At 55.0% G+C, this 16,208-nt stretch carries 11 protein-coding genes; 7 read left to right on the forward strand and 4 right to left on the reverse strand.

Translation table 11 applies throughout. The features are described from left to right. Positions 1–1,731 carry an alpha-amylase family glycosyl hydrolase gene (locus tag G6R38_RS06140; RefSeq protein ID WP_166821509.1) on the reverse strand — a complete coding sequence of 577 codons (1,731 nt, stop codon included), beginning with the start codon at positions 1,729–1,731 and terminating at the stop codon, positions 1–3. Beyond that, a complete protein-coding gene (locus G6R38_RS06145) occupies positions 1,731–2,999 on the reverse strand; it encodes a glycosyltransferase family 4 protein (RefSeq protein WP_166821512.1) in 1,269 nt (422 codons plus the stop codon). Before G6R38_RS06145 ends, G6R38_RS06140 begins: the two co-directional genes overlap by 1 nt. A 223-nt stretch (positions 3,000–3,222) precedes the next feature. Here G6R38_RS06145 and G6R38_RS06150 point away from each other — a divergent pair, with 223 nt between their 5' ends. From G6R38_RS06150 to lnt, 4 genes are all read left to right on the forward strand, one after another. Beyond that, positions 3,223–4,113 (forward strand): SMP-30/gluconolactonase/LRE family protein, encoded by an 891-nt coding sequence (locus G6R38_RS06150; RefSeq protein ID WP_166821515.1) that lies wholly within the window; start codon positions 3,223–3,225, stop codon positions 4,111–4,113. Between the two features lie 57 nt (positions 4,114–4,170). Continuing rightward, entirely contained in the window at positions 4,171–5,403 is a 1,233-nt protein-coding gene (locus tag G6R38_RS06155) for a molybdopterin molybdotransferase MoeA (protein WP_166821518.1), read from the forward strand. A gap of 93 nt (positions 5,404–5,496) precedes the next feature. After that, positions 5,497–5,895, forward strand: coding sequence for a thiol-disulfide oxidoreductase DCC family protein (locus G6R38_RS06160; RefSeq protein ID WP_166821521.1), 399 nt, complete (start codon positions 5,497–5,499; stop codon positions 5,893–5,895). A gap of 60 nt (positions 5,896–5,955) precedes the next feature. Further along, positions 5,956–7,863 (forward strand): apolipoprotein N-acyltransferase, encoded by a 1,908-nt coding sequence (gene lnt / locus G6R38_RS06165; protein ID WP_240928092.1) that lies wholly within the window; start codon positions 5,956–5,958, stop codon positions 7,861–7,863. A 141-nt stretch (positions 7,864–8,004) separates the two neighbouring features. On the opposite strand, the gene G6R38_RS06170 is transcribed toward lnt, so the two are convergent. After that, a complete protein-coding gene (locus G6R38_RS06170) occupies positions 8,005–8,781 on the reverse strand; it encodes a WD40 repeat domain-containing protein (RefSeq protein WP_166821524.1) in 777 nt (258 codons plus the stop codon). Positions 8,782–10,136: 1,355 nt separating this feature from the next. On the opposite strand from G6R38_RS06170, the gene G6R38_RS06175 reads away from it, so the two are divergent. Further along, the gene (locus G6R38_RS06175) at positions 10,137–11,357 is read left to right on the forward strand and encodes a DUF5658 family protein (protein WP_166821528.1); all 1,221 of its coding nucleotides are present in this window, start codon (positions 10,137–10,139) and stop codon (positions 11,355–11,357) included. Between the two features lie 279 nt (positions 11,358–11,636). Beyond that, positions 11,637–13,097 carry a DUF1501 domain-containing protein gene (locus G6R38_RS06180; RefSeq protein WP_166821533.1) on the forward strand — a complete coding sequence of 487 codons (1,461 nt, stop codon included), beginning with the start codon at positions 11,637–11,639 and terminating at the stop codon, positions 13,095–13,097. Here G6R38_RS06180 and G6R38_RS06185 read toward each other — a convergent pair. Then, entirely contained in the window at positions 13,090–13,704 is a 615-nt protein-coding gene (locus tag G6R38_RS06185; protein WP_166821536.1) for a Uma2 family endonuclease, read from the reverse strand. The two genes, G6R38_RS06180 and G6R38_RS06185, sit on opposite strands and share 8 nt — an antisense overlap. A 77-nt stretch (positions 13,705–13,781) precedes the next feature. Between G6R38_RS06185 and G6R38_RS06190 the strand changes: the two genes are divergently transcribed. Beyond that, complete coding sequence (locus G6R38_RS06190; protein ID WP_206028488.1) at positions 13,782–16,187, forward strand: PSD1 and planctomycete cytochrome C domain-containing protein; 2,406 nt, start codon at positions 13,782–13,784, stop codon at positions 16,185–16,187. Positions 16,188–16,208 lie beyond the last annotated feature (21 nt).

Here is a 16,208-nt window from a genome sequence, read left to right on the forward strand (position 1 = left end):
TCAGCCGCTTTGATTCACCAACCAACGGAAACCGTACGGCGGAAGTGTGACCGATGTCGGTTCGATGGCCGCGTCAGATTGCATCAGGTCGGTCGTCAACGGCTGAGTCGTGTTCGGTGTGATGTCGACTTGAACCTCGTCGGCGGAAAGATTCACGACCACCAAAATGATTTGTCCGTCACTGCTTTCCCGCACAAAACCGACCAACGCCGGATTCTCGAATTGCAGAATTGTCTGAGCGGCGTCGGGATGGAAGGCGGGTTGTCGACGACGCACGGCGAGCATCCGGCGGTATTCTTCGGCGATGAGTTGCTGTGGTGAACCGGCGGCGGAGACGATTGCATCGAGATCATCGCGTTGATACTTGCGACGATTGATCGTCCGAGCCCGACCGGTTCCCGCCATGCCTTCCAAATCGTTCGGTGCCCCGAACAAGCTTTGGAAGTAAATGCCCGGAATGCCCCGCAACGCGATCATCACGGCTTGCGATGACAAGAACCGTCTGGCATGCAATTCGGATGACAGAGAACCATCGGGTTCGCCGAGTGCCGAAAACCAGGTGATATTGAGTTCGTACGGGCTGTCGGAACCGTCGGCGTTGCGTTTGGTGCTGACCCGTCCACCGCGTGCTTTCACGGATTCGACGAGTTCGCCGATCCGCGACGTCGGCAACAACCCTTCCGCCGGTCGCACACCGATGCCGTCATGCGATGCGGTGAAGTTGAAGTACGTGGTGCCCGCTCCGGTTTCTTCCAGATTCGTCAACCAATCGGTCAATGGTTTGCCATCGCCGGTGAGAAACGCATCGAGCAGCAGCGGTGCTAAACTGAATTGGTACACCATCTGGGCTTCATCGCCATCGCCGAAGTAACTCACGTTCTCCCGGTGCGGGACGTTGGTTTCCGTCAGCAAAATCGTGCCGGGAGCACACTCGTCGAGCAAGTCCCGCATGAGTTTTACTACTTCATGCGTCTGCTGCAAATGGATGCACGTCGTGCCAAGTTCCTTCCAAAGATATGCGATGGCATCCAGCCGAATAATCCGAGCCCCGTGAGCGGCATAATTCAGCAAGACATCGAGCATCTCGATGAGCACACGCACGCTGCCAAAGTTCAGATCGATTTGGTCATCGCTGAACGTGGTCCACAAATGACGTGGACCGTTGGCAGTGTCAAACGGTGAGAGCAACGGCAAACTGCGTGGTCGAACGACTTGGGACAATCGCGGGTCCGTCGGATCGGCTTCGATGAAGTACTCCGTGTAGGGTTCCTCACCGGCGAGGTACTTTTGGAACCACTCACTTTGAGACGAACAGTGATTGAGCACGAGATCGAACATCAAATCGAAGTCATCGCCCAACCGCTCGACATCGCTCCAATCGCCGATGATGTCATCAATGGCGTTGTAATCGATGACGGAAAAACCATCGTCCGAGGAATACGGGCAGAACGGCAAAATGTGGACACCGCCGAGGGCGTCCTTGTAACCGTGATCGAGCAACCACTGTTGTTGGGCCGCAAGTGCGGAACCACCTTCGCCACGGACTTGGTCGCCATACGTGATCAGCACGGCATCGCGTTCGTCCCAAAGTTGTTCACGACCGGGACCGATGGGAAGCGTGTAGCGGCTCGCCATCGATTCCAGTTCGGTCAGCACTTCCTTCGCAGAACCGGGGTAGAGTAATTCCAATCGTGGCAACGCACGGTTACGAAAGTTTTCGGAGAGTGCCATTACAAATCATCCTGCCCGGTGTAGTTGCAAACGATGGCGCGAAGTTTGCGACGGAGGACTGCGTAACTGAAAAAGCGGGTGGCGAGTTCGTAATTCGTTTCCACCATCTCCGCTCGGTAGACATCATCTTCAATGACCCGGCGAACTTGCTCGGCGACGCTTTTCGTGAGGAATCCTTCCATCGTGATGACGCGAAACCCTTTCGGTTCGATGTCGCTACGGAAGATCGAATACCGATTCACTAGCACTGGCTTCTTGAAGTAGAACGCCTCTAATAGGGCATTGCCGAAACCTTCGTACAAACTGGGATACGTCACGAAGTCGGCGTGCGGATAGGTGTCCCACAGCGAATAAATCTTGTGGCCGTCTTTGTCGGAGTGCCGAGTTTCCCCGACGCGAGTATCGACGAACCGCAGATCGACACCGGCGGCATGGGCCATCTCAACGAGGGCTTGTTGATATTCGAACCCTTCGTCACCGGATGAATGCGTAATGACCAACTTGAACCGCGGGTCTTTCAACTGAGCGAGCAAGTCGATCGAGTGTTCGATCCCCTTCCGTGGCACCACACGTGTCGGTTGCAGCACGAGAATGTCATCGGGAGACAGCCCGATTTCCTCACGGAAGTCGGCGGCGTATTGGTCTTGCGGTTCCGGCGGTGTTTCGAAGTCGAGCACGTTCGGCACAAGAATCGACGAACAGCCGGTGCGGTGAGCCAAGTCGAGTTGGGCGGGCGTGTTGATTGTCACGTGATGAATGTTGGGGAGTCGCGGCGGAAACGCCATCTCCAAATAGTCACCAACCGCGTTGACGGCGAACCGATCGCGTTCCCAGTAGAAATCGTGGTGATGGGCGATCGTGGGGAATTCGGTTTCCGCGATGAACTGCGTGAGGGCCACTCCTAGCGGAATATTCATCGGAATGCACAACGCATTCTGCACGATGAGAATGTCGATTTTGAACTTCTCGACGAACTCGTAAATCGTGTTCTTGAGATGCTCGGCGATCGAATTGATTTTGCGGGTGATCTCTGGAGACCGTCGCATGCCCCCAAATACGGCATTGTTGATGCGTTGAATGTCCGGGTGGCCGAAATACGCTTCGGGGACTTCCATCGAGAAATCGGGGTCGCGGTCGAGTTTGCCAGCGTACCAATAGCTGACGTGTCGATGATCCCACAACACCTGAGCCCACTTCGCACTTTCGAGCGATACGCCATCGGTGCCAGCGAACCGAGTCGAGACGAAACCAATTTTTTGCGAACTCATCGCGGTACGGCTTTCCTTTCCGATGTGGCGACAACACTCGACGAGACACGGTCGAGGATGCGGGAGTTGGCAGAATAGCCCGCACTTCGCTGGCGCTCAAGCCGGATACCGCATGCAAGAAGGAAATTCGCGATCGGTCGCGGGTTTTCGTGTGGGATCAATCTACGGTATAACAGAAATATGCTGACATGCCTTCTCCACCATTCCTGAGAGAGACCTCGCCATGACACTTCTTCACCGCCTCAAACTTCTTGCCATTGGCTTGTTGATCGGGTTGCCCATCGAACTCTGTGCCGCGGACGCGGGCTTGGTCGCTGACGGTGCGAAAGTCGAAAAGCTGGCCGACGGTTTCAAATTCACCGAAGGACCCGCCGCCGATGCCGAGGGCAATGTGTACTTCACCGACATTCCCAACGCTCGCATTCACAAGTGGTCGGTCGAAGGAAAACTGAGCACGGTCCGGGAGAATAGCGGTCGGGCTAACGGACTGTACTTCGACAAAGACGGAAATCTCCTCGCTTGCGAGGGCGGCAGTCGTCAACTCACGCGGATCACGCTTGGCGACAAGTTGAAAGTGGAGGTTCTCGCCGATTCCTATAACGGCAAGAAACTCAACAGCCCGAACGATCTATGGATTGATGCTCAAGGTGGTGTGTACTTCACGGACCCGCGTTACGGCAGTGAAGATGGGTTGGAACAAGATGGCTATCACGTTTACTATCTGCCAGCTGGTGGCGGAGAACTCCAACGGGTGATCGGCGATCTCGTGAAACCCAATGGAATCATCGGAACAGCTGACGGAAAAACGCTCTACGTGGCCGACGCGGGCGGTGGGAAAATCTATGCTTACAAAATTCAGAAACCCGGTGTACTCACCAACCGCAAGAAACTCATCGACAGCGGTTCCGACGGCATGACGCTCGACGAAAAAGGCAACATCTATCTGACGCGAGGTCATGTCCAAGTCTACAAACCCAATGGCGAAAAGTTGACGACCATCGAAGTCCCCGAAGGACCGGCCAACGTCACGTTCGGGGGCAAAGACAACAAGACCCTGTTCATCACCGCCCGCACAGGGTTCTACGCTGTTCAGATGAATGTCAGTGGTCAATAACCCGAAAACACTCGGGTGCCACGGTTCTAAGTTCCTTCTTCAACGAATACGTTCTCAATGTTAACCGTCGACGCGGCTTTGGCCGCCATCTTGGAACACGTCCAATCGTTCGCGCCCAATGCGTGCCCGCTGAGTGACGCATTGGGTTTGACGTTGGCTGAGGAAATCGTCAGCGGGCAGGACTCGCCACCGTTCGACAAAGCCCTGATGGACGGTTACGCCGTGCGGTCTGTGGATGTCAGATCGGGCACCGCGACGTTGGATGTTATCGAAGAAATCACCGCCGGTCGCACACCGACGAAACCGATCGAGGCGGGACAGGCAACCCGCATCATGACCGGAGCGCCGATTCCCGACGGAGCGGATGTCGTCGTTCGTGTAGAGCATTCCAATTTCGCTGAGGATGCAAACCAAGTTCACCTGGAAACAACCGATCAATCACCCGGCACGAGCATTCTGCGTCGCGGGGCGGCAATGAAATCTGGCGAAACGATTCTTCCCGCCGGACGCGTGCTGGGGCCGCAAGAAATCGGTGTGTTGGCGGAGTTGGGGCAAGCGCGGGTGTCGGTCTATCGGCGTCCGAAAGTCGCTGTCCTCGCAACGGGTGACGAGTTGGTGCCCATCGACGAAACACCCAGACCAGGGCAAATTCGCAACTCGAACGAAACGATGCTGTGTGCTCAACTACGACGAGCGGGGGCCGAACCCGTGCCGTTGGGCATTGCCCGAGACGACCGCGAAGACTTGGCCGCGAAAATTCGAGAGGGATTGAAGGCAGACATCTTGATCCTTTCCGGTGGCGTCTCGGCGGGCAAGTTGGATTTGGTCCCGTCGGAATTGGAAGCGGCGGGCGTGCGAGAGGTCTTTCACAAAGTCCGCGTCAAACCTGGCAAACCGATCTGGTTCGGAGTGCTGGACGAAGATGGAAAAGACGTTAAATCCGGGGCATCCCGGCGGTTTGTATTCGGGTTGCCGGGAAATCCGGTCAGTAGTATGGTCTGTTTCGAACTGTTCGCCCGCACGGCAATCCGACGGCTGATGAACATCGACCACCCAGAACCGCTTCAGAAAACCGGACAAATCACGATCAACTTTCAGCACAGCGGAGACCGTCCGACCTATCACCCAGCCAAAATTCACTGGACGGTTGCCGGTCCCCGCATCATCCCATTGCCGTGGCAAGGTTCCGCGGACCTACGAGCCACCGCAGACGCCAACGCCCTCGCCGTGTTTCCCGCTGGCGACAAGAGTTATCAGCAGGGGGACATCATTGGTTTTGTGCAACTTTGAACGGAAAATGGTGGAGTGCGTCGTGACGCACCGCAATGGGCAGACCTTCCTGAATCATGGTGTGTCGCGACGCATCCTACGAATACAATCACAATGACCGACCATCCCATCATTATTTTTGACGGCGAATGTAACCTGTGCGAGTCATCGGTGCAGTTTGTGATTCGCCGCGATAAAGACGCGAAATTCCGGTTTGCGTCGGCTCAGTCGGAGGCGGGGCAAGAGTTGCAGGAGCAATATGGTCTTGACTCAATTCAAACGGGGACGATGATTCTTATTCAAGACGGCAAAGCGTACACCAAAAGCGATGCCGCCTTGCGAATTGCCGGGGAACTCGATGGGCCGTGGAAGGCGATGGCCGTCTTCCGCATTGTCCCGCGATTTCTCCGCAACGGAGTGTACGGAATCATCGCCCGCAACCGGTACCGCTGGTTTGGCAAAAAAGACGAATGCATGATGCCCACCCCGGAACTGCGAGAACGGTTTTTGTAAATCCGTAGGGTGCGTCGCGACGTACCCTACAAAATTGACCCTGTCCAAGGACGGACGACTATGCCATCAACGACTGCCCCCCAAGAACCCATGCCGTCCACCACTCCGAGTTCGCCGTCCTCGCCCGATGTGCAACCTGTCGCACCACCGAAACCCCGCAAAGGCGGTGAGATGACGGTCGAGGATATCATCGCCAATGCGCGGAAAGCTCCGGTGCTGGCGGGAAGTCGGGGGGCATGGATTCTCTCCGCGATCACCGGCGTGTTGATGTGGGCCAGTTTCACCCCGCTCGATTGGGGATTCCTCGGCTGGTGGGCGTTGGTGCCGATGTGCCTGCTGATCCGGCTGCCAAAGCCAACGCGGTGGATGTACACAGCGACGCTCACATGTGGGTTTGTCAGTTCCTTGGCGATGCTTCAATGGATGCGACTCGGCGATGTCATGATGTACCCCGCATGGGTGGCGTTGTCGTTCTATCTCGGATTGTACTTTCCGATCTTCGTGGGGCTCTCCCGCACGGCGGTTCACAAATTGCAAATGCCAATGACGTTGGCGGTCCCGGTGGTCTGGGTGGGACTGGAGTTTTTCCGGGCGCGGCTGATGACCGGTTTCGCGTGGTATTTCCTGGGGCACACGCAGTATCAGTTTGTGGAATTGATCCAAATCAGCGACATCACTGGCGCGTACGGCGTGAGTTTCGTCGTGGCGATGGTCAGTGCGTGTGCGGCGGGTTTGGTCTCGGTGCGAGTGTTCGACAAACTCAAAATGTTGCCTCCAGGTGTGGGTGTCGAAGCCGTTAGCGAACCCACACGAAAACGCCAGGCACTTGCGGTCGCTGCAACGCTGCTTGTTTTCGGCAGTGTGCTGACGTACGGAATCGTTCGACGATCGGAAGCGAAATTCGTGGACGGTCCGCGAGTCGCACTCGTACAGGGCAACTTCCCGGTGAGTGTCAAACACGACCCGAACGAAGGCGAACGCATTTATCGGATGCACGAATGGCTCACCGGTCGAGCCGTGAGTGTCGGCGAACATCCGGATCTCATTGTGTGGCCGGAAACGATGTACCGCGTCCCGTTGTTGGAAGCCGATGCCAACGCATCCGACACGAAACTTCGCGAAGCGTCTCCCTATATTCCTGTGGAAGCTTGGCGAAAACGGCAGGTTCACGGAGCCCTACAAGAACTCTGCGAACGCTGCGGAGCGGGCTTGATTATCGGCATCGATACGTTCGCGGTCGGTGAATCCAAGATGCAACGCTTCAACTCGGCAGCGTATGTACTGCCCGAACGTGGCGTGGTCTCGCGTTACGACAAACTCCACCGCGTGCCTTTCGGCGAATACTTCCCGCTGCAAGATGTCTTCCCCGCGTTGCGTTCCTTCACGCCGTACGGCTCCGGTTTGGACGCCGGTGAATCCGCAAAGGTTTTTCAGCTCGGCTCTTACCGCATCGCTCCGGTGATCTGCTACGAAGACACGGTCCCACAGCTTGTCCGCGGCATTGTCAAAGGCACCATGGAATCGTCGTCCGATGGGAAGCCGGTCGACATGCTTGTTAATCTGACGAACGACGGTTGGTTCAAGGGGTCGAGTGAACTTGATCAGCATTTGATCACGGCTCAATTCCGAGCGGTCGAGTGTCGCACGCCGATGGTGCGAGCGGTCAACACCGGCATCTCCGCGTTCATCGATGGTGATGGCGTCGTGCGGGAGCCGGAAATCTTCTTCGATGGCGACAAACGGGAAGTCACCACCAGCCGCGACCCCGAAACCGGACGGCTCAAGAAATCCCTGAACGCCATGATGGTCGCCCCCATCCCGCTCGATGCCCGTCAAAGTTGGTACGTCCAAACCGGCGACTGGTTCAGCGGCACCTGTGCAGTCGCTGTCGTGGGGATCTTCGGCTTCGGACTCTGGTACGGTCGCCGCCGCAAGAATACCGAAGATGCCTTGACGACAATGGTGTAAACGCTGATCGGCATCCGTATCAAACGATCAATCTGGCGCCACTGGCTCTGCCAGTGCTTCACGAGTTGGGGGCAATTCTTGGTTTGCACTGGCAGAGCCAGTGGCACTCGGCGTCGTGACGCACCCTACGTGACTACCGAGTTAAACCTCACTACGAATGGTCCAAAACACGAGATTTCCTTCAGAACCTACAGTGATTGCGTGTCTGCCGTCATGCGAGCATGAAACAGCGTGCGGTACCCCGTGTTCATGAGGTGAGTCTTGGAGCATCCAATTGCGTTTTCTATTTGATATGTCTACAAGACCGACTTCTCCCATGAAACCTAATGTAAGCAGTATTCGATTACTTTTGTATAGAAGTGAGTCCATCGAAATAACAGAAAAAGGTGTTCTGTGTCGAGCAATCGCTTGTTTTATCGCACCGTTGTAAATAGCCAATTCTGCTTCACCTTCACCGCCAGATGTTGCGAAGCAAAAGATCCCTTCTTGCAATGAGCAAATGCACTGGACCGGATCAGTAGAGATGCGAAGTGGCTCAGCAATTGGCTGCAACTTGTAATCGACGATATGAACATATCCGAGCAAATCACCTACAGCGATTGCTTTGCAATTTCCCCACTGTATTTCTTCTATACACAAGAGTGGTTCATCCGTTACACGTGAAGTGGTTAAATCACCTCTGTTTTTCTTGATGGAACATATTTCTCCAGAAGCTAGACAAATAACTATCTCTCCACTGGCACGTGCGACACATCCAGATGGTGTGCTTGAGACTTGTTGAGCCTCGAAGTCTTTAATAGCTCCTGACTCAAATTTGCCCCATCCCACATGTTGCTCGGTGGCGATTGCCATAAACGGATTTTTGCCGTAACAAAAGCTGAGGGCTTGGATCTCCTCATCAAATTGGATGCATGGCATCTTAATAGGTGGATCATCTCTCGAGACCCAACCCAAGTTTGCGTCGGAAGTACACAACATGAAGGAGTCAGACTTAGGGGATTGGATGACTGGGGCAATGAACTGAACGCTTGAGTTTTCAGTTGTATGTATCCATATCCTCGCTGGGACAAGTTCAAATGACGACATGATACTCTCTCAAGCAACATTTAGGACATTCAAGGCGTCAGTAAGTTGAAGCATCCATTCTGCATTCTAGAAAACAGTCCGTCGACGTATTTTTTTAAAGTTAAGGCCGGCTGAGCAGTACTCAATTCTTCGAGGAGATCTAAGTATATCGAGTTTGAGGTTTCCGAAGTTAACAACTTGTGTGCACGAGCAATTTGGCCTTGATTCAAGGCTACATATGCCTGCTTGAGTTTCTTGTTTGCAAGAATACAATTTGCTGCTTCTACGTTGTCAGTGATGATACCAGCACCTAGGCCCGCCACTATTCCAGCTTTAATTGACAGTCCCTTCCGAAAGTTTTTCCAATAGTCGTTACTATTTGCAAATGACTGCCCACGTTTCACCAAGTCATCGACCGATAAAGCAGTGCCAGGTTTTCTAAGTCGATTAGCGTACTTCGGATGATGTTTCTTCTTGATGTATGTCTCCCGGCTGGGCGGCACTGGCGGAAGTTGTTTCTCGGGGTGCCACTGGCAGAGCCAGTGGCACCCGGCGCTCTTCGATCAGTGGACCATCAAAGAACGGAAGGACTTCCGGCGAGAATCCAAACCGAATTGCAAAAACTTGATTGGGGCCAGGACGCCCGGGTGCGTCTGCGTGGACACGGGCAAGTCTTTTTCGGAGAGGCCTTCATCGCCCTCGAAGATTAGCGGAATTTGATCCCCCGCGTGACGGAAGCTCAAGAACTGATCTTCAATCTCGATTGGTGTGTTTAGGACATCGTCGTGCAACTGATGCCAGCGGGATTCGACGCCGCGGAACAACGGAACGAGGAGTGACTCGCCAGCCTTGGCACATTCGTGACGCAGAGGTTGTCGTCGATGTCCCGCGTGACATGGTGAAATGTCATCTTTTTTAGCGCCGCCCGAATTTCGACAAGAACCCCATGCAAAGTGGGGTGTTTAAGTTCTTGTCGAGCGTCAACTTCATACTGCTTGAAGAGGGAGTGTGAAGCGTGACGGGCGTGTGTTTTGAAGTCTCGATCAAACAACGCGCGGAGCCTTCCTATTTCTGTAATGGGGGCAAAGTTTAGTCACTCGACCCAATTGGTTTGAGGGGCTACCGGTCCGCGCTGCCACGTGTGATCTCGTGCGGGCAACGTGTTGTTGGGTGACTGTCGTTGGCGAGTTTGTATCCAAAGGGTTGTCATGAATTATTTCAGCAGTCTGACCATCCGTGTTCTGATGTGGGCTTCTGTGATAGCGATCCCTTGCGAACTCTTGGCCGATAAACCGCCGACGGCCAAGTTGGAATCTTCGGGCGTTGACGACGATGATGATGCCGTCGAGCAGGAGCGGCCACGCGGTCCCAATTCTTGGTCACCGACGTGGCGACGTGGGTTTCGTCAGAACACGCAATCCGGCGGTTGGTCGCCACGTCAAAACGTGCGGTACGAGCAAGACGTGGAAGCCGACGAATGGACGACCCAGGAGCCAATCGAAGGCGGCTGGGTTTTCTTGAACGGCAAGTACCTGCCACCTCCCTACACGATCGAAAGTTCGGCCGACAGCATCACAATCAACGATCATCAACTGCCCACGAATGTTATCGAAAGCTTTTCGAGTCGATTTGCAGGTTATGGGCGTTTTGGCCGTGGCGGACGACGAACGCCAAGTTGGCAGACTCGTCGAGGCGGCGCTGGTTCTGGATTGAAGTTGTTCCTCGAAGTCTCGGAAGGAGTCCTGCTGGTATCGGAGGGGATGCCGACAATTTATCTCAATGAAGATAAACTCGGATTGGAACTGTTGAGCGTTTTGAGCGGACGAGACGATGCCCCAACTGATCCAACTGCGTGGGTGCAAGAGTTTTCAGAGGAATTGCGTCCGGTCGTTCAGGAGTTGATCGAGAACTTCGAGGCAACCGACGATTTCACCGCCCGCGCAACGGCGACCATCGAAGACAAACAGTTGGTCGAAGCGAAAGGACGACAGCAGATTGCAGCTGTCCGCAGATTAGAAAGCTGGAACTATCCGTTAAGCATCTTGGCAATGGTTTTGTGTGTCGGTGCCTTTGGGCATCTGATCAAATCGCATCCGTCTCTGAATCCTTCGTTGGAATCGTCAACGGCAGTCCGAAACCAAATCTATTTGTCTCTTGGGTTAGCCGGACTGTTTTCACTTCACGATCTGATCCTGACATTGCTGACCATCGATGCTGGTGCGATGAGAGAGACCAACCCCATCGCCGCCGAGTTCGTTCACAACCCGTACTTGCTGGTCGCGTTCAAGGTTGGACTGACTCTGTTCGGACTCGGAGTGATGGCAGTCCTTTGGAAGCGTCGCATCGCTCAATTGGCTTCGTGGTGGGTTTGTCTGGTTCTCACGCTGCTCACAGCTCGCTGGCTGATCGTAGGAGCCCTCTTGGCGTAGGCATGTTTCATGTCACGTCGAAACCAAATTCGCCGAGACGAAATCGTGCTCTCGCCGTGATGCAAATTCCTGCTGTGGCACACATTTCCCCTTGGGATATGGTGCCCCTGACAATATATCTCAGAACGGTTACGCTATTTCTCATTGTCATCTGCGATTTTGTTCCCAGAATGGTAGAGTATCTTCCTCGAATGTTAGAATTCGTGAGGAAAGTCGAATCTGAATGGTTGCCGCTTTGATTGATCAATCGAACGCGGATTACCTGGGGAGCCGTTGACGATGACACCGCGAAATACGTTCTGTGGCCGCACACGTCGGGAGTTTTTGCATCAAGCTGCCGGTGGATTTGCGTCAGTGGCGATGACCGGGATGCTGGCCGGTGACGGGTTTCTCTCGAATCAAGCCGTCGCAGCGGACGGGGTGACACCATACGTCAATCCGTTGGCACCGAAGCCGCCGCAGTTTGCTCCGAAGGCGAAATCGGTCATCTTCCTGTTCATGTACGGTGGGCCGAGCCATATCGACACGTTCGACTACAAACCCGCCATGAACGGCATGGACGGCAAAACGGTCGATGTCAAAACCTTTGGTCGCGGCGGGCACAAGAATCAGGGCCGGATTGTCGAGCCGAAGTGGAAGTTCAAGCAGTACGGCGAATGCGGCAAGTGGGTCAGTGATTTGTTCCCGCACTTGGCTCAGAAAGTCGACGACATCGCGTTCTTAAATTCGATGACCGCCGACAGCCCGATTCATGGCTCGGCCATGCTGATGATGAACTCGGGCAACATTCAGAGCGGCCATCCGACACTCGGTTCCTGGCTGACTTACGGGCTCGGCAGCGAGAACGAAAATCTGCCCGGTTATGTCGTGATGCTCGACCCGACTGGTGGACCGATCAGCGGTGCAAAAAACTGGACCAGTGGCTACATGCCTGCTACGTATCAGGGCACCACCATGAAAGCCGAGGGCGCTCCGATTCTGAACCTCAAGCGTCCGCGGGGCATGTCGGAAGAAGTGCAGCGGACGCTGTTGAATTCCCTGAGTCAGGCGAACAACTCGCACCTTTCGACCCGCATCGATAACACGGAGTTAGCCGCCCGCATCAGTAGTTACGAACTCGCTTATCAAATGCAGCGGTCCGCTCCCGAAGCGGCGGACCTTGCGCAGGAAACGGAAGCGACGCAAAAACTCTACGGCTTAGATAGTCCACAGACCGAGGAATTCGGTCGCCGCTGTTTGCTGGCACGACGCTTGGTCGAACGGGGTGTGCGGTACGTGCAGTTGTACTCCGGTGGCAACCACAACGATGCGAACTGGGACGCCCATGGCGACTTGGAGAAGAATCACAATTATCACGCCGGTCGCACGGACAAAGCTATTGCCGGGCTGATCCAAGACTTGAAAGACCGCGGGCTGTTCGATTCCACGTTGGTTGTGTGGGGCGGTGAATTCGGTCGCCAACCGACGGCGGAGTATGCCAAGGGCACCGGTCGCGATCACAACTCCTACGGCTTCACAATGTGGATGGCCGGCGGTGGAATCAAAGGCGGCGTGAGCGTCGGCACGACCGACGAACTTGGTTCACAAGCCGTCGAAAAGCCGCTGCACGTCAAGCATCTCCACGCCACGGTGCTCCATCAAATGGGCTTTGATCCGAACCAGTTGAGTTATTTCTACGCCGGTTTGGATCGGAAACTTGTGGGCGTCGAGCATGTCGAACCAATTCACGAGATCATCTGACTGACTCGGGGTAGTCGTCGGCGGCCGCGAGTAAGCGGGATAGAGGAAGCTCGAATTCTGGTAGCAGTGGTGTCGAATAGATTTCGTTCTCGGCCACGACAACTTCGGCCGTTCCCCGGAAGACGGTCATTTCGCGACGGAATCGATCGATGACCCAATACTCCTGGATGCCGGCTTGTGCATATTCGTCTCGCTTCTCCACATAATCACGATGCCGGTCACGACTGGATGCCGAAACGAATTCGATTGCAATGGCGGGGACATCATTCAAAGGATCGGGACGGTGACCAAGACCAACCCACACAGCCCGATCGGCACGGCGTCGATTGTCGCCTATGCGAATTTCCTGTTCGGGCAGTGTTTCATCCAAAAGGAATCCATTCGCATGGTTTTCGCGAAAATTACGCAACAAGAAGCCCAAATCGTCATTCGGACTTCGCTCACCTGGTCCGGCGGGTGGGGTCACGATTAGTACTCCATGAATCAATTCATAACGAAACCCTGGTTCCCATTCTTCGAGTGCATCGAATTCCTCGGCGGTGAGACGCATCCCGTTCGATGTATGATCGATGGATTGCGGTGGGGTTTGGATATCGGTGATACTCATGGCTGTCAACCACTTGGAACGACGGAATGAACATCGGCAGCAACTGTCTATTATCGGCTGAAAACGAAAGTTTGCCAATGCGTTTTCTCATTCTTTGTTTTGCATACCTGATGGTTTCGGGGTCGGTATGGTCTCAGGATCAAGCCGAGCCGACGGTCGATTTCAATCGGGAAGTGTTGCCAATTTTGGCGAAGCGTTGTTTTCATTGTCATGGTCCCGAGACGGCAGAATCGGGGTTGCGGCTGGATAGCCGTGAAGGCATCGTCCAAGAAACCGAGACCGGTTTGCATGCCGTCATTCCTGGCAAACCGGACGAGAGTGAGTTGCTCGCTCGCATTCTGGAGACGGACGAATCATTGCGGATGCCGCCCGAAGGTGAGCCGTTGACGAAATCGCAAATCGAAACGTTGCGCGAGTGGATCGCAACCGGAGCGGAATGGAAAAAGCACTGGGCGTTCGAGACACCGACGCGACCGGAAGTTCCTGCCGTCAAGAACGCTGCATGGGTGTCCTCGCCGATTGATGCGTTTGTGCTCTCGCGGTTGGAGTCGGCTGGCCTCACACCGGCAGACCCCGCCGATAAAGTTCAGTTGCTGCGACGCGTGACCTACAACCTCACCGGGTTGCCGCCAACTCCACAGGAACTCGCGGAATTCCTCGCCGACAATTCCCCGACCGCATACGAAACCGTTGTCGATCGGCTGCTTGCGTCACCGCATTACGGCGAGAAATGGGGGCGGGCTTGGCTCGATCTTGTTCGCTATGCCGAGACGAACAGTTTCGAACGCGACAATCCCAAACCGAATGCTTGGCGGTATCGTGATTACGTCATTCGTTCGATGAACGACGATAAACCCTATGACCAATTCATTCGCGAACAGTTGGCCGGTGATGAAGTCCGGGAACCGTCCGTGGAGGAAATTGTTGCCACCGGCTATTACCGACTCGGTTTGTGGGACGATGAACCAGCCGATCCGTTGCTGCACAAATTCGATCAATTCGATGACATCGTCCGTACCACCGGCGAGGTGTTTTTGGGACTGACGGTGGGATGTGCTCGCTGTCATGATCACAAAATCGATCCAATTCCGCAGGCCGACTATTACAGTTTCCTGGCGTTCTTCCGTGGGTTAAGTGAGTACGGTCGTCGTGGCGACGAGCGTTCTAACAGCCAGTGGGACATCACGCCGCCCGAGGTGACGAAGCAGTACCAAGCACTCGATCGCAAAAAGGCGGAATTGGTCGAACGGATGCGGGAAATCGAGCAGAAGGGCATTGTGAAAATGTCCGCCGAGGATCAACGCGCAACCGAAGGCCGACGCCGCGAGCGTGTTCTGAAAATGAAACTCAAGCGGCATCTTAGTGACGACGATTGGACGCATTACCGATCGCTCAAAGAACGTCTGGCGTCAGTGGAACGGGAATATCGCGAGTTGCCGGACCGATTGTCGGCCATGGCCGTTGTCCGTGTGGATCGCGAACCGAAAGCCACGAACATTCTGCTGCGTGGCAGTCCGCACGCACCTGGTGATGTGGTGCAGCCTTCGTTTCCGTCGATCTTTGGCGATACCGAACCGAAGATTGAACCGAACCCCCGGTCGTCAGGTCGTCGGACGGCACTGGCCGATTGGATTGCCTCTGACGACAACCTACTGACCGCCCGCGTGATGGCCAATCGCATTTGGCAGCACCATTTCGGTCGTGGCATCGTCAAGAGTCCGAATAACTTCGGTTTGCTCGGCGAACCGCCCACACATCCGAAATTGCTTGACTGGTTGGCGGCGGAACTGATCCGGAACGATTGGCATCTCAAGGCGGTTCATCGAGAGATTCTGCTGTCGTCGACTTATCGAATGTCTTCGCAGTCCACAGCGGAAGGGCTGGCGAAGGATCCGGGCAACGATTTGTTCTGGCGGTTCAACATGCGACGATTGACCGCCGAGGAAATCCGCGACAGCGTGCACGTCGTCACGGGCGTGTTCAATCCCGAGATGTTCGGGCCGAGTATCTATCCGCAGATTTCTCAAGAGGTGCTGAAAGGGCAATCGCGACCGGGAGCCGGTTGGGGGAAATCTCCCCCCGAGGAGCAAGCCCGACGCAGCATCTATATTCACGCGAAACGGTCGCTCGTGACGCCACTGCTCTCCGATTTCGACGTCGCCGACACCGACAACACCTGCCCCGTGCGTTTCGTGACCGTGCAACCCGCTCAAGCGCTTAACTTGCTCAACGGGGAATTCCTGAACGGTCAGGCACAGAAATTTGCGTCGCGAGTGCGTCACCAAGCCGGTGATGATCGCAGCGAGCAAGTTCGCGTGGCGTTGGCGTTGGCATTGTCACGACCGCCGAAACCTGAGGAAATCGAATGGGGCGTGGAGTTGATCGAAAAGCTCGACACCGAGCAGGCTCTCTCGGAAGCGGAGTCGTTGAAATACTTCTGCTTGGTGGTCTTGAACCTCAACGAGTTCATTTACCTCGATTGATTTGGTAAAAGGATGGGATAC

This window comes from Thalassoroseus pseudoceratinae (assembly GCF_011634775.1).
In the GTDB taxonomy this organism is placed as follows: Bacteria; Planctomycetota; Planctomycetia; order Planctomycetales; family Planctomycetaceae; genus Thalassoroseus; species Thalassoroseus pseudoceratinae.

What these genes read in the sequence shown, in the direction of transcription:
- G6R38_RS06150 (WP_166821515.1), top strand. Translation starts at nt 3,223, where the DNA reads ATGACACTTCTTCACCGCCTCAAACTTCTTGCCATTGGCTTGTTGATC.
- G6R38_RS06155 (WP_166821518.1), top strand. Translation starts at nt 4,171, where the DNA reads ATGTTAACCGTCGACGCGGCTTTGGCCGCCATCTTGGAACACGTCCAA.
- G6R38_RS06180 (WP_166821533.1), top strand. Translation starts at nt 11,637, where the DNA reads ATGACACCGCGAAATACGTTCTGTGGCCGCACACGTCGGGAGTTTTTG.
- G6R38_RS06185 (WP_166821536.1), bottom strand. Translation starts at nt 13,704, where the DNA reads ATGAGTATCACCGATATCCAAACCCCACCGCAATCCATCGATCATACA.
- G6R38_RS06160 (WP_166821521.1), top strand. Translation starts at nt 5,497, where the DNA reads ATGACCGACCATCCCATCATTATTTTTGACGGCGAATGTAACCTGTGC.
- G6R38_RS06170 (WP_166821524.1), bottom strand. Translation starts at nt 8,781, where the DNA reads ATGCCATGCATCCAATTTGATGAGGAGATCCAAGCCCTCAGCTTTTGT.
- lnt (WP_240928092.1), top strand. Translation starts at nt 5,956, where the DNA reads ATGCCATCAACGACTGCCCCCCAAGAACCCATGCCGTCCACCACTCCG.
- G6R38_RS06175 (WP_166821528.1), top strand. Translation starts at nt 10,137, where the DNA reads ATGAATTATTTCAGCAGTCTGACCATCCGTGTTCTGATGTGGGCTTCT.
- G6R38_RS06190 (WP_206028488.1), top strand. Translation starts at nt 13,782, where the DNA reads ATGCGTTTTCTCATTCTTTGTTTTGCATACCTGATGGTTTCGGGGTCG.
- G6R38_RS06145 (WP_166821512.1), bottom strand. Translation starts at nt 2,999, where the DNA reads ATGAGTTCGCAAAAAATTGGTTTCGTCTCGACTCGGTTCGCTGGCACC.
- G6R38_RS06140 (WP_166821509.1), bottom strand. Translation starts at nt 1,731, where the DNA reads ATGGCACTCTCCGAAAACTTTCGTAACCGTGCGTTGCCACGATTGGAA.